The organism is Rhizobium glycinendophyticum, from assembly GCF_006443685.1.
GTDB lineage: Bacteria > Pseudomonadota > Alphaproteobacteria > Rhizobiales > Rhizobiaceae > Allorhizobium > Allorhizobium glycinendophyticum.
Genome location: NZ_VFYP01000001.1, coordinates 2,572,003 through 2,585,682, shown reverse-complemented (window position 1 = coordinate 2,585,682; position 13,680 = coordinate 2,572,003). Strand labels below are relative to the sequence as shown.

Annotated in this window: 12 protein-coding genes; 3 read left to right on the top strand and 9 right to left on the bottom strand. The window is 62.0% G+C overall.

Going from position 1 to position 13,680, the window contains the following annotated elements; all coding sequences use genetic code 11:
* Window positions 1-6: 6 nt before the first annotated feature.
* Together FJQ55_RS12630 and FJQ55_RS12625 are read right to left on the bottom strand one after the other, a co-directional pair.
* Window positions 7-2,385 carry an EAL domain-containing protein gene (locus FJQ55_RS12630; RefSeq protein ID WP_140828343.1) on the bottom strand — a complete coding sequence of 793 codons (2,379 nt, stop codon included), beginning with the start codon at window positions 2,383-2,385 and terminating at the stop codon, window positions 7-9.
* A 204-nt stretch (window positions 2,386-2,589) separates the two neighbouring features.
* Entirely contained in the window at window positions 2,590-3,183 is a 594-nt protein-coding gene (locus tag FJQ55_RS12625; RefSeq protein ID WP_062279284.1) for a 50S ribosomal protein L25/general stress protein Ctc, read from the bottom strand.
* Between the two features lie 303 nt (window positions 3,184-3,486).
* Here FJQ55_RS12625 and FJQ55_RS12620 point away from each other — a divergent pair, with 303 nt between their 5' ends.
* The 3 genes from FJQ55_RS12620 (at window position 3,487) to FJQ55_RS12610 (ending at window position 6,637) form a co-directional block, all read left to right on the top strand.
* Window positions 3,487-4,443 (top strand): helix-turn-helix domain-containing protein, encoded by a 957-nt coding sequence (locus FJQ55_RS12620; protein WP_140828341.1) that lies wholly within the window; start codon window positions 3,487-3,489, stop codon window positions 4,441-4,443.
* Window positions 4,444-4,583: 140 nt separating this feature from the next.
* Window positions 4,584-6,098, top strand: a complete 1,515-nt coding sequence (adh, locus tag FJQ55_RS12615) for an aldehyde dehydrogenase (protein ID WP_140828340.1) — start codon at window positions 4,584-4,586, stop codon at window positions 6,096-6,098.
* A gap of 164 nt (window positions 6,099-6,262) precedes the next feature.
* Entirely contained in the window at window positions 6,263-6,637 is a 375-nt protein-coding gene (locus tag FJQ55_RS12610; RefSeq protein ID WP_140828339.1) for a DUF779 domain-containing protein, read from the top strand.
* A gap of 15 nt (window positions 6,638-6,652) precedes the next feature.
* Here FJQ55_RS12610 and FJQ55_RS12605 read toward each other — a convergent pair whose 3' ends face one another.
* From FJQ55_RS12605 to lgt, 7 genes are all read right to left on the bottom strand, one after another.
* Window positions 6,653-7,507 carry a hypothetical protein gene (locus tag FJQ55_RS12605; RefSeq protein WP_140828338.1) on the bottom strand — a complete coding sequence of 285 codons (855 nt, stop codon included), beginning with the start codon at window positions 7,505-7,507 and terminating at the stop codon, window positions 6,653-6,655.
* A 152-nt stretch (window positions 7,508-7,659) separates the two neighbouring features.
* Window positions 7,660-8,592: a ribose-phosphate pyrophosphokinase gene (locus FJQ55_RS12600; RefSeq protein ID WP_140828337.1), complete on the bottom strand. Its 933-nt coding sequence runs from the start codon at window positions 8,590-8,592 to the stop codon at window positions 7,660-7,662.
* A gap of 149 nt (window positions 8,593-8,741) precedes the next feature.
* Window positions 8,742-9,497, bottom strand: coding sequence for a hypothetical protein (locus tag FJQ55_RS12595; RefSeq protein ID WP_140829277.1), 756 nt, complete (start codon window positions 9,495-9,497; stop codon window positions 8,742-8,744).
* Between the two features lie 130 nt (window positions 9,498-9,627).
* On the bottom strand, window positions 9,628-10,779 hold the full coding sequence (locus FJQ55_RS12590) for a M24 family metallopeptidase (protein WP_140828335.1): 1,152 nt from the start codon (window positions 10,777-10,779) through the stop codon (window positions 9,628-9,630).
* A gap of 1 nt (window position 10,780) precedes the next feature.
* Window positions 10,781-11,575 (bottom strand): peptidoglycan editing factor PgeF, encoded by a 795-nt coding sequence (gene pgeF / locus FJQ55_RS12585; protein ID WP_140828334.1) that lies wholly within the window; start codon window positions 11,573-11,575, stop codon window positions 10,781-10,783.
* A gap of 129 nt (window positions 11,576-11,704) precedes the next feature.
* Window positions 11,705-12,805 (bottom strand): class I SAM-dependent methyltransferase, encoded by a 1,101-nt coding sequence (locus tag FJQ55_RS12580; protein WP_140828333.1) that lies wholly within the window; start codon window positions 12,803-12,805, stop codon window positions 11,705-11,707.
* Between the two features lie 3 nt (window positions 12,806-12,808).
* A complete protein-coding gene (lgt, locus tag FJQ55_RS12575) occupies window positions 12,809-13,663 on the bottom strand; it encodes a prolipoprotein diacylglyceryl transferase (RefSeq protein WP_140828332.1) in 855 nt (284 codons plus the stop codon).
* Window positions 13,664-13,680 lie beyond the last annotated feature (17 nt).

Here is a 13,680-nt window from a genome sequence, read left to right as displayed (position 1 = left end):
TGGCTGTCAGCCCGCCGAGACCTTGCGGCTGCGGGCCAGTTGCATGGAGGCGTCGGCCATCAGTGTGGTGACCGCCTGGGGCCGGGCAAATAGATAGCCCTGGCCATAGTCGACGCCAAAATCGGCTAGGATCTGGCGTTGTTCGTCCGTCTCGATGCCCTCGGCCACCACGGTGCATTCCATCTTGTGGGAGATGGCGGTGATGCCTTCGACGAGCATGCGGCTCTTGTGGCGTAATTCCGGGTTCTCGTCGGCAAGCGCCCGGATGAAGGACTGGTCGATCTTGACGATGTCGACGGGGAAGCGGTTGAGGTAGCTCAGCGAGGAGTAACCCGTGCCGAAGTCGTCGAGGGCCAGGCGGTAGCCGAAGCGGTTGAACTCGTCGAGGATGGTCAGGATCTGCGGGTTGTCGTGCAGCAGCGTCGCCTCTGTGATCTCGATGACGATGCGCCTCGGCGCGATGCCGTATTCCGTGGTCAGTGCTGCCAAGCGGACAGGCAGGGACGGATCGAACTGCAGCGGCGAGAAATTGACCGCGAGATAAAGGTCTTGATCGCCGGTTGCTTCGCTGAGGCGGGCGAGATTGGCCAATGCCTTTTCGAGAACCTGACCGCCGAGCCTGGTGATAGCGCCGTTTTCTTCAGCCACTGCAATCAGCGGGGCGGGGGCCAGAATGCCACGTTGCGGATGGACGAGGCGCATCAGCGCTTCATAACCCATCACGCGCCCGCTCTGGATCTCGACGATCGGCTGGAAGAAGGCGTCGAACCAGTCGTTGGCGAGCCCCTCCTCGATGTCGTGCTCGATTTCGGCGCGCTGGCGCGTGTGGTCCTGCAATTGTGGATCATAGAGCTGGGCACCGTTCTTGCCGTCGCGCTTCTTGCTGTACATCGCCATGTCGGACTTCTGCAGAAGCTCGGCGGCATTGCTGGCATGGCGCGGGTAAAGGGCGATGCCGATGCTGGCGCTGAGGCGCACGCTCGTGCCGTCGATCACCATCGGGTCGATGAAGATGTCGCAGAGGTTGCGGGCAAGCGTGTGGGCGAGGGGCTCGACAGCGGATGCGCGTACGAGAATGGCGAACTCGTCGCCGCCGAGGCGGGCGGCGGTCGCGCCCTGCGGGACCAGATCGCCCATGCGGGCAACGAAGTTGCGCAGCACCTGGTCGCCGGCCTGATGGCCGAGATTGTCGTTGATCCACTTGAAGCGGTCGAGGTCGACGAAGATGCAGGCCAGTTCTTCTGCCGCTGCATCTGTCGCCCGGATCTCAAGGTCAAGGGCGCTTTCGAAGCCCTGGCGATTGCACAGCCCCGTCAGGTGGTCGGTAATCGCCTGGCGGTGATTGCGCTCCTCCGACTGCTTGAGTGCGGTGACATCGGTCATGACGCTCAGGGACAGGGCCTCGGTATTGCCTTCCGGGTCGCGACGGGCCTCGGCGATCAGCACATCCATGATGCTGCCATCGGCGCAGACGAACTGTGTTGTTGCTTCCAGGACGCCGGCGATGGAGCGGGTCTTCTTGCGGTCGATATAGGCGTCCTGTGCTGCCGGCGGTACGAGTTCTATGAAGCGTCGCCCGACGATTTCGTGACGCCGGTAACCGGTCGCAACCAGCCAGTAGTCGCTGACGCCGGTGATCCGGTCTTCCTCGTCGAGCGAGAAGAGCATTGCCGGGGTCGTGTTGTAGATATCGGTCGAGCGGCGATGGGCGAGCTTCAATTCGCTTTCTTCCTGCTCCAGCTTGATCTGCATGGCGTTGAAGCTGCGGGCGAGGCGGCCTATTTCGTCGTTGGACTGCCAGTCGACATGGTGGCGCGAGCCGAGCTGGCGGGTCGCCTCAATGGCGGCGGTCAGCTTCAGGAGCGGCTTCATCACCATGACGCGGTTGCCTATGATGGCGGCACCCACCACGCCGATGACAGCCAGCATGAAGATGCCGATCAGCAGCGCTTCCGCCTGGCGCAGAGAGTTGAACATGCCGATGCGGCTATAATACAGGGTGATGGTGCCGACGAGCTTCGGACCTTCCATCGCGCGATAGTAGATTTCGCGGCTGATCGTCTCCAGACCGTTCTTCGGCCAACGCGGTAGCGCTGGCATGGAGACGGCGATGTCACCCGAGAGGTCTTTGACGGTGACCCGACTGATCATGCCATTGGAGACGATCGTGGCGGTGATCTGTTCGACGCTTTCGCGGTCAAAATCCCAGAGGGGCTTCGCAAGCGCCTGCGCATTGGCGGCAATGACGACATCGAGATTCTGCTGCAACTCACGCGTGGCCCGGTCTGTGGCCAGAGACAGGAACAGACCGAAGAGCGGCACGACCAGGATGAAGATCGTGGTCGCGACAATGGCAAGGAAGCGGCTCTCGACCGACCGAGTCATCGAGGTCCCGGCTCAACCGGGTTCCGACGGTGCGGCATGATCATCACGGGCTCCCTCGCGCAAAGATTGAGCAGGCACGGTTTCATAAAACCGTTTAAATCTGCCTAAGGAAAGCTGTGACATTTGCCGTGGTTTCAGGAGAAACAAATGAAAAACCCACCCCTTCGCAGGGGTGGGTTCTCAATTTTTGCGCTGTCTCGAAGATCAGGCTTCGGCAGCTTCTTCTTCCATGCCGCCGGCCGGAGCAACGATCGTGGCGATGGTGAAATCGCGATCGATGACCGGTGTGACGCCAGCCGGAAGCTTGACAGCCGAGATATGCACGCTGTCGCCGACCTTGAGGCCAGCGAGATCAACCGTGATGAATTCCGGAATGTCGGAAGCCGGGCAGTGCAGTTCAACTTCGTGACGAACGATATTGAGAACGGCGCCGGTCTTGATGGCGGACTTCTCTTCGTTGACGAAGTGAACCGGAACCTGGACCGAAACCTGGCTGTTGGCCGAGACGCGAAGGAAGTCGATGTGCATCGTGAAGTCACGAACCGGATCGAGCTGGTAGTCCTTCGGCAGAACGCGGATCTTTTCGCCGTTGACGTCGATGACGGCAACGGTGGTCAGGAAACCGCCGGCATGGATGCGCTTGGTGATCTCGTTGGTGTTGATCGAGATCGAAATCGGGGCCTGCTTGTCACCATAGATGACAGCGGGAATCAAACCGTTGCGGCGAAGTTCGCGGGAGGACCCCTTACCTACCCGTTCGCGTGCTACGGCCTTGAGCTCGTAAGAAGCGTGGCTCATGGCTTTACCTTTCAAGTTACTGGAGAGCCCTGGCGGTGCATACAGCGAGTACCAGGACCGGAGACCGTTGCCGGCCCCATCCGCATTGCCTCCAAGGGTGTCTGCGCGGATCGGGCGCCTATAGACCAGATGATGCGCAATAGCAAGGTTTGTCGGGCATGAAGGGGGGGCGATTGGCCGTGTCGCAAATCTGCGACACTCGTGTCAGGCGAAATCACACGGGTACCAATTGCCACAGGCTTGTACGGATTGCATGCGCGTGCGGAAGGCGCATACTTACGCGACGCGCTTTGGGAGGAGCCGATGCCGCAGGAACTCAGCCATTCGGACCTGGTCTATTCGACGGCACGCCAGGCGTCTGCCGCCGTGATGTCGCCGGTTGCCGCCTCGTGGAGCCGCTGCCTCAATCTCTATCGCCTTCAGCCGGAGGCCGGCGCCAAGCCGGTGCAGGTCGAAGAGGCCCGCTTTCGAGAAGCTCGACAGAAGATGGAACGGCTGATCGGCAATGCGACCGATGAGGTCGACCGGCTGTACCAGATGATTGGCCGTTCGGGCTGCTGCATCGTGCTTGCCGATGCCGAGGGCATCGTTGTGGACCGGCGTGGGGCGCCCGGCGACGATTCCGATTTTCACCGGCTCGGGCTCTGGCAGCAGAATGTCTGGAGCGAGGCGAGCGCCGGCACCAATGGGATCGGTACGGCGCTTGCCGACGAGCGGGCCGTCATCATCCACCGCGACCAACATTTCATGAGTGCCAATATCGGGCTCTCCTGCGCCACGGCGCCAATCCGCGACCATCTCGGCCGGGTGACGGCGGCGCTGGACGTTTCCACATGCCGCAACGATGTCAATGATATGACGCTCGCTGTCCTTTCGCAGGCTGTTCGGGATGCGGCCGCACGCGTCGAATGCAATCTGTTCCGAAGCGCCTATGCCGGTGCGCGCATTGTCGTCGTGCCACAGGTGAACACGATTGCCGCTCTGGTTGCAGTCGATGGCGACGATATCATTCTCGGTGCCACCAGGGCAGCCCGGGTGGCACTCAAGATCGACGACCAGATGATTGCACAAGGCCTGCCGGCAGCGGATGCGCTTCGCGAAACGCGCGGGGAGCCGAGCGGCGATCTGGAGGATGCGGAGCGGGCAGCCATCCGCCGGGTGCTGTCGCGGGCGCAGGGCAATGTCTCGCTCGCCGCGCAGATGCTGGGCATCAGCCGCGCGACCTTGCATCGCAAGCTGAAGCGATTTCAGATCCAATAGGCCTGCCGGCACTGTCGCATTCCTGAAACACAGTGCAATGCAGTACGGTTTCGGGCGGCTTCTCATGGCAGCAGAAGCGGATGATCATCTTCCCATTGGAACCCGAGGAGGGGTTCCTGTCCTAAAGGGAGGATAATGCCATGAACATTCAGGTCCAGACGATTGCCGCATCGCCATACAAGCTGAGATATGGCAATTTCATCGGCGGCCAATGGCGCGAGCCGGTCAATGGTCGCTATTTCGAGAACACCACGCCCGTTACCGGCGGCAAGCTATGCGACGTGGCACGTTCCGATGAGCATGACATCAATCTTGCTCTCGATGCCGCCCATGCCGCCAAGGACAAGTGGGGCCGCACCTCGACCACCGAGCGCTCGAACATCCTGATGAAGGTTGCGCAGCGCATGGAGGACAATCTCGAACTCCTGGCGCGGGCTGAAACCTGGGACAACGGCAAGCCGCTGCGCGAGACCATGGCGGCCGACATTCCGCTCGCCATCGACCACTTCCGTTATTTCGCCGCCTGCATTCGTGCCCAGGAAGGCTCGATTGGCGAAGTCGACCACGACACGATCGCCTATCACTTCCACGAGCCGCTCGGCGTCGTCGGCCAGATCATTCCGTGGAATTTCCCGATCCTGATGGCCGCCTGGAAGGTGGCGCCAGCACTGGCCGCCGGCAATTGCGTGGTGCTGAAGCCAGCCGAACAGACACCAGCCTCGATCCTGGTTCTCGCAGAGCTGATCGCAGACCTTCTTCCGGCGGGCGTGCTCAACATCGTCAACGGGTTTGGCCTCGAAGCCGGCAAGCCGCTGGCCACCAGCCCGCGTATCGCCAAGATTGCCTTTACCGGCGAGACGTCGACTGGTCGGCTGATCATGCAATATGCCAGCCAGAACTTGATCCCGGTAACGCTGGAACTGGGTGGCAAGTCGCCGAACATCTTCTTTGAAGATGTCATGCGAGAGGACGATGATTATCTGGACAAGGCGCTCGAGGGGTTTGCGATGTTCGCGCTCAACCAGGGCGAAGTCTGCACCTGCCCGAGCCGCGCGCTGGTGCATGAGAAGATCTACGACCGCTTCATGGAAAAGGCGCTGAAGCGTGTTGCCGCGATCAAGCAGGGTGACCCGCTCGACATGACGACCATGATCGGCGCGCAGGCCTCCTCCGAGCAGCTGGAAAAGATTCTGTCCTACATGGATATCGGTCGCCAGGAAGGTGCCGAGGTGCTGATCGGCGGCGAGCGCAACATGCTCTCGGGCGATCTGGCCGGCGGCTATTATGTTAAGCCGACGGTGTTCCGGGGGCATAACAAGATGCGGGTATTCCAGGAGGAGATCTTTGGGCCGGTCGTTTCTGTCACGACCTTCAAGAACGAGGCGGAAGCGCTGGAAATCGCCAATGACACGCTTTATGGCCTGGGTGCCGGCGTGTGGAGCCGCGATGCCAATACCTGCTACAACTTCGGCCGCAATATCCAGGCCGGGCGCGTTTGGACGAATTGCTACCACGCCTATCCGGCCCATGCGGCTTTCGGCGGTTACAAGCAGTCGGGCATCGGTCGCGAAACGCACAAGATGATGCTCGACCATTACCAGCAGACGAAGAACATGCTGGTTAGCTACAGCCCGAAGGCGCTCGGCTTCTTCTAAATCCGCCGATCTTCGTGTCTGGAGGGGCTGCAAACGCTCATGTCCTGCGCTTCCGGTGCTCACGTACGTCAAGTACGCTCCGCTCCGGTTCTCGAACATGACCGTTTTCGCCTCCTCCAGCCACGAACCTCGACAGATTTAGCGGGCCTGCTGGAGGAAGCTTGATGAATACAGACACCGCGGAACCCCGCGTCATCGCGACCGAAGCCGCACTCGCGTTTCTCGCCGAAATCAAACGGGATCACCCCGAGATACTCTTCCATCAGTCCGGCGGATGCTGCGACGGGTCTTCGCCGATGTGTTATCCGGCGAGCGACTACCGGGTGGGGGAGACGGATGTGAAGCTCGGGGAGATCGGCGGCGTGCCGTTCTATATCAGCGGCAGCCAGTATGCCGTCTGGGCGCATACGCAACTGATCATCGACGTAGTGCCGGGCAGGGGCGGGATGTTTTCGCTCGACAATGGGCGGGAGCGGCGGTTCCTAACGCGGTCGCGCTTGTTCGGTGGCGGCGTGGCCTGTCCGCTGCCGGGTGCGTGAGGCAAGGGGACCGGATCAGCGTAGGCCGATTTCTTCGCAGGCCTCGTCGATGATGGCGAGCTTAGCGGCCTGGGAGCTGGCATATTCCTCGCGGAACTGGCGGGATACCCACATCACCGAGCGACCCCTTGCCCCCTCCCAGCCGATGCTGCCCAGCGCTTCGGCCTCGCGCAGCTTGCGGTTCAGGTGGGTGCGAGAGAGGCGGAAGTATTCCGCCATCTGGGGAACCGAGCGGACCTGCGTGCGCACCCGCTCGACGGAGGGGTCGGCAGGATCGATGCCGGCCAGCAGCCAGTCCATAACAATGCCGCCATTGTTCAGCCAGGTGAACAGAGACCAGGTCTGAGGTGGGGTGCGGATGGCCGGGCTCACCATGAAGCGGGCGGTAATGGAGGGGTGGAGGCGGGCCAGCAGGCTTTCGTCTTGTTCGAAGGTGCTCAACCGGTTGCCGTCGTCGATCGCGTCCAGGCTGCGCAGGTGGATCCATGTCCAGCGGTAGACGCCCGCGATCGTGGGCGGCGAGGGGGCGACCGGCCGATTGCGCTTGTCGTCGGAATTCGTCTGGACGGCCATGCCGTAGACGAGCATTTCCTTCATGAAGGCATCTGCGGTGTTGACGCTCGAGATTTCGAACTGACGGACCTGCTCGAAAAAGCGCGCAAGGAATATCGCGGGGACACTTGCCCCGGATGCCACCTCTTTAAAATAGAGAGCCATGGCGAGATGCCCCAGCAACCAGCGCTGCTGCGTGCCGAAGACGGAGGCGAGCCGGGGCGCCTCCTCATGGACTGCGAGCAAGGCTGCGGACTGAGCCCTGATCGCCGCGTGGAGGTGAGGGCTTGCAAGTAGGGTGTCGACCGACAAAGACATGAAATAATGCGTCATACTGGAGGGCAGGAAAACCTAAGCAGTTTTCCACGGCCCGGAAGATACAAGAAGTATCAGCCGGCAGCAAACGGCATTATCACACGGATTCCAAAGTTTCTTCGAACATTATTAAAACGGGCCGGCGGCTCCGAACCTTAGTCGAACAGGCTCGAAACCGACTCTTCCGCGCTCGTCCGGTTGATCGCTTCGCCGAGCAAGGTCGACGTGGAGAGGACGCGAATATTGTGCGCGGAGAGCACCGCCGTGGTCGGCTGGATCGAGTCGGTGATGACAAGCTCGCGCAGCTTCGACGATGTGACACGGGTTACGGCACCGCCCGAGAGAACGCCATGGGTGATATAGGCTGTGACACTGGTGGCGCCGTGCTTCAGCAGGGCTTCAGCGGCATTGCAGAGTGTGCCGCCGGAATCCACGATGTCGTCGATCAGGATGCAGTCCTTGCCCGAGACGTCGCCGATGACGTTCATGACTTCGGATTCGCCGGGACGGTCGCGGCGCTTGTCGACGATGGCGAGCAGACAGTCGAGCCGTTTCGCGAGCGAACGGGCACGCACCACGCCGCCGACGTCAGGCGAGACGACCATGACGTTGTTCCGGTCGTAGTGTTCCTTGATGTCGCGGGCGAGAAGCGGCACGGCATAGAGATTGTCGGTCGGAATGTCGAAGAAGCCCTGGATCTGGCCGGCATGCAGGTCGAGCGTCAATACGCGGTCTGCACCGGCCTCGGTGATCAGGTTGGCGACAAGCTTGGCCGAAATCGGCGTGCGCGGACCGGGTTTGCGGTCCTGGCGGGCATAGCCGAAATACGGAAGGACCGCCGTGATGCGGCGTGCCGAGGATCGACGGAAAGCGTCGATCATGATCAGCAGTTCCATCAGGTGGTCGTTCGTCGGAAACGACGTCGATTGGACGACGAAGACGTCCTCACCGCGGACGTTTTCCTGAATTTCGACGAAGATTTCCTGGTCTGCGAAACGGCGGACGCTGGCCTTGCCGAGTGGTACGTTGAGATAGGAGCAGATCGCTTCGGCCAGTTGCCGGTTCGAATTACCTGCGAAAACCTTCATCTTGGCCCGCCTGTTACCATGCTGAGATGGGCGCTTTTTACCGTCCTCACCCTTGAATGCAAGTGCCTTGGACGGGATCACCCCTATTTTCGGTTAATCATCGGAAATTGAATCGTTTAGCAGGACTTTGAGTTGTGGTTCGGCAGTGCTCAGCCGGACCTTCCATTTTTCCAGGCAACGTATTCCGCCATGCTCTTCGTGGCGATCTGCTGCATGACGGAGGCCGGCACGGCGGCCCAGGGATCCTTCGCGGCCGATGGTACGACCTCCTGGCCCTGGATGCGGTGGAGGCGTCCGCCATTGGCGTCCAGCACGTCCCAGACATAGGTGACTGTGACATTGCCACCATCGCTGAATGCAGAGAAATATCCCTTGAGGATATGTTCGCTCGTGGCGTCGTTGGCGCTTTTGATGGTGAGGCCACGGGCGCGGGCCTCGGCGCCGAGTTGCCGCGAGAGCGGCGTGACGGCCTGAACGGGGGCGCCGATGATCGGCAGGAAGCGGACTGTGCCGGCGCTGGCTTGGCCGGTCGAGGCTGATTGGACGGCCGGTTGCTGCTGTTGCTGGGTACTGCCGGCAGCGCGTGTCGTGGCGGCAGCCTGCGGTGCGGCCGGGAATTCCTGAGACTGGCCACTGTCCAGCGGCGGCGAGGCGACCGGGTTCACGCCGCCTTGCGCCAATGCGGCGGCCTGCGCTTCGAGCGTGTTCTGCGGCCCTCTCGGGGCGGTAGAATAGTTGCTGCCAGGCTGATCGAGCGGGGCGCTCTGGACCGACTGCACGCCGGCGGCTGCCACAGGCGAGGCTTCGCCGTAGCTGGCCGGCTGTGTGCCGTTGCCGACATCGGCGCGGGGGGTGAGCACTTCCGTGCTGTTGCAGGCCGAGAGCAGCAACAGGGGGAGGAGCATGGCGGCACGGCGCGCGGTCGAACTCGCTGAATGTCTCAAGGGCAGGTCCTTCCCCTTCGCCTCCTGTCACAATTTATGTGTCTAGCATGCTTCTTCTGTCAATTCCCTGAACAGATTGGAAAAGTCCTTCTCAGACTGCGATCAGGTCAAGAGGATGGCGCGAGAGTGCACGGGGCGCGGTCTCGGTGGTGAGGTAGGTCTGGCCAAGCGTCATGGCGGCCTCGCGGTCGCTATCCATGATGATCACATGGACGAAGAGCGTCATGTCGGGCTGGATTTCCTGGGTGTTGCCGGCGTGGAACATCTGATGCTCCATCCAGGAGGGGGAGAAACGGGCGCCGACCGAGTAGCCGCAGGCGTTGAAGCGGTGGCGTGTCAGGCCGCGATCGTCCATCGTGCGGGCATGAGCATCGAAGAGGTCGCCGAATGCATGGCCGGGGCGCAGAACCTGCTCGATGGCTTTCATGCCCTCGACGGCCGCGGCGTAAAGCTCGCGGTGGCGCGCGGTGACATCGCCGATCAGGATCGTGCGCAGCATCGGTGCGTGGTAATGGGCCGAGACACCGGCCCATTCCAAGGTCAACTGGTCGTTGGCAGACAGGCGGCGCCTGCCGGATTTGTAGCGGCAGAGCAGGGCGTCGGGGCCGGAGCCGATGACGAATTCGTTGGCCGCGTAATCCCCGCCACCCGCGAGTATGCTTGATTGCAAAGCCGCCAGAATGGCGGATTCGTCCGCATCCGGGCCGATCAGCGGCAATGCGGCATCGAAAGCCTCGTCGGCGAGCCGGGCGGCCTCGACGACCCGGGCGATCTCGGCCTGGCTTTTTATGAGCCGAAGGTCGCTGATCAGATAAGAGGCGTCGCTGATCTCGGCGAAATTTGTCAGTTGGTTGTCGAGGAGGCGCGCGACCCGGCCTGTCATGCCATGGGTGTCGTATTCGATGCCGATCTTGGCGCCGAGCAGGTCGAGGTCGCTCAACAGATTGCGCAAGTCGACGGTCGGGTCGGCATTCACGCGATCGACCCAGACGGTGATGTTTTCGATCGTCGAGGTGTGCTTGGCCTGACGGAGGTCCGGCGAGCGGGTGAGAAGGGTCATGCTGCCATCGGCCTTGACCACCAGGGTCTGAAAGAAGCAGTAGCCGAAGCTGTCGTAGCCGGTCAGCCAATACATGCTCTCCTGGGCAAACAGCAGGAGGGCATCGAGCTTGTCGGCTGCCATGCGGGCGATCAGGCGCTCACGGCGCGCAGTGAACTCGCTTTCGGTGAAATGCAGTGCCATATTAGTTCTCCGTCATCACGATCGCCGAAATCTGTCGCCCGTAATCCGGTTCCCCGGCATGGGTGGTTCGGCGATAGGAGTAGAACGTCTCAGGCGATGCATAGGTGCAAAGCCCGAGACTGTCTGCGGTTACGCCGGCGCGCGTCAGCCGCATGAGGGTCAAGCCCGGCAGGTCGAACATGGAGTGTCCAGCCTTGGCGCTTGGGGTGAAGAAGGCGGCGAATGCCGGATCCTCGGCAAGGAAGCGTTCGACGAATTCCGGTCCGACTTCGTAATTTGCCGCGCTGATCGAAGGGCCCAGCGTGGCACGAATCTTTTCCCTGCGGGCGCCCAGTGCGACCATGGCATCGATCGTGTTTTCCAGAACGCCACCGAGCGCGCCTTTCCAGCCGGCATGAGCCGCGCCGATCACACGGTTTTCCGGATCGGCAAAGAGGATCGGGCCGCAGTCTGCCGTCAGCACGCCGAGGATGACCCCCGGTTCAGCGGTGACCTGGGCGTCCGCCTGTGGCCGGCTGCCGTCATAGTTGGACGAGACCACCACCACGTCCGGCGAGTGGATCTGGTGGACGGTCGCCAGACGCTCCGGGCCGAGCTCGAACCAGGCAGCGACACGGCGGCGATTCTCCCCGACGCGGGCCGGTTCGTCATGCGATCCGAGGCCGACATTAAGGCCGCGATAAATGCCGTCCGACACGCCGCCTTCGCGGGTGAAGAAGCCGTGACGGATGCCGGCTTCCCGTGTTTCATCGAGACTGGCTGCGGTGATCGGGCGCGGTTGTTCGGCTGATGTCATGGTCCGGTCTCGGGCGCTAGGCAAATCGGAGGTTCCTGAAGAACACTTACGAAATGCCTGATTTCGTTCGGCTTTCACTACAAGCGAGCCGGCAGGGTCGGGGGATGGTGGCGATGGCGGGCGCCCGTGTCAATGCTTGACTTTGAAGGGGGCGAGGTGAAGAGCCGGCATGGATACGGCCATGACCTTGAACAGTTCGCCCATGTAGCCCTTGCCGGCGCCGGCCAGTCTGTGGACCGCGTCGACCAGGATTTTCTGTGTCGCTTCGTCCTTGCCGCGGCCGAGAACGGAAGCGCGTTCCTCGATGCCGAGGCCAACCAGAAAATCGCCCTGATGCATGCAGCCATTCAGATGCACGCCCGCTGCAAGCGAGGTGCGGGCGAGGTTTTCGAAATCGACATGGCTGGTGAGATCGGCCAAGCCCGGATGGGCAAGCGGCGGGTCATATTCATGGGCGCGGACGGCCTGCAACGTATCACCAAAGCCGCTCACCATGTGGCCGTAGTCGATGATCAGCGCGGTGCCATGGCTCTGACGCAGGCGCTCGCAGATGGTCAGCATCACCGACTGGCGGGCAGGGGCGACTTCAAAGATGTCTCCGTCCCGGGGCGGCGTTGTCGTCTGTGGTAGAAGATCGGGATCAAGGGTGGCGACGCCAAGGGTGAAGCAGAGCTCGCCTTGATCGTCGAGGCCGACCATGCGTTCGCGGAAGCCGGAGGGGGTGTTGACGAACTGGCGGATGGGAATGGCGTCGAAAAGCTCATTGGCGGCGAGGAGGGTAAATCCATCCGGCACACCGTCGAAGCTCTCGTGCCAGGAGACTTTATCCCCGTGGCTCGACAGGGTTTCCATCTGGGTGAGTTTCAGGAGTGCGCTGGTCTCGACCAGATGCACGGTCGCGGTCTCGTAGAGACCGGGGGCGGCGCGCGAGATGACGCGCAGCATGTCGGCCATCATCGTGCCGCGGCCGGGCCCGATTTCAACCAGGCGCACGTCGAGCGGCTCGCCATGGCGCTGCCACGCATTGATCATGAAGATGCCGAGCATTTCACCGAAGAGCTGGCTGACCTCCGGGGCCGTGACGAAATCGCCGGCGCGACCGAAGGGATGGCGGGTGCGGTAGTAGCCGTGTTCCGGGTCGGCGAGGCAGAGGGCAAAGTAGTCGGTCACGCTGATCGGACCATTGGCTGAGATCAGCGACTTGATCTTATCGGCAAGCGGTGTCGACATCGCTTAGTCCTCCTTGACCGGCGCGCGAGCCGCGCGTCCGGACCATGCCAGGATCCACAGGCCAACCAGGGCCATGGGGATTGAGAGCACCATGCCCATGGTCAGCCAGCCGCCGAAGAGATAGCCGATCTGGGCATCTGGCTCGCGAAAGAATTCGACGAAAATGCGGGCCGCAGCATAGAGGGTGACAAAGACGCCTGTGATGCGCCCGGGCTGACGCAGCGCACCGAAGGCGCGTGCAAGCAGTTGCAGCATGACGAAGAGCAGGAGCCCTTCTAGGGCGGCTTCATAGAGCGGGCTCGGATGACGCGGGAAGGGCCCACCGGTCGGGAAGGCCATGGCCCAAGGCACGTCGCTCGGGCGACCCCAGAGTTCGCCATTGATGAAGTTGGCAATGCGGCCAAAGAAGATGCCGAGCGGAGCAACGCTGGCGACGATATCGAACAGGCTCCAGAGCGGCACCAGATGTTTGCGCGCGAAAAAGACCATGGCGAGCGTGGCACCGAGGAAGCCGCCATGAAAGGACATGCCACCGTTCCAGACTTCGATGGCGCGCACCGGATTGGCGGCGACGGCGGCGAAATCGTAAAACAGGATATAGCCGATCCGACCACCGGCGACGATGCCGATGGCGACCCAGAGGATGAAGTCGTCGATCTGCTCGACGGTGGCCGGTGGCGTGCCGTTGTGCCAGAGGTTTGGACGGCGCAGCAGGTCGCGGGCGACGAGCCAGCCGATGAGGATGCCAGCGACATAGGCCAGCCCATACCAATGGACCGCCAAGGGACCAATCGAAAAGGCGATCGGATCGATCGCGGGGAAGGACACGACGGCGAAAAGGTCCAGGACTGACAACAATGGATTGCTTTCGTTGA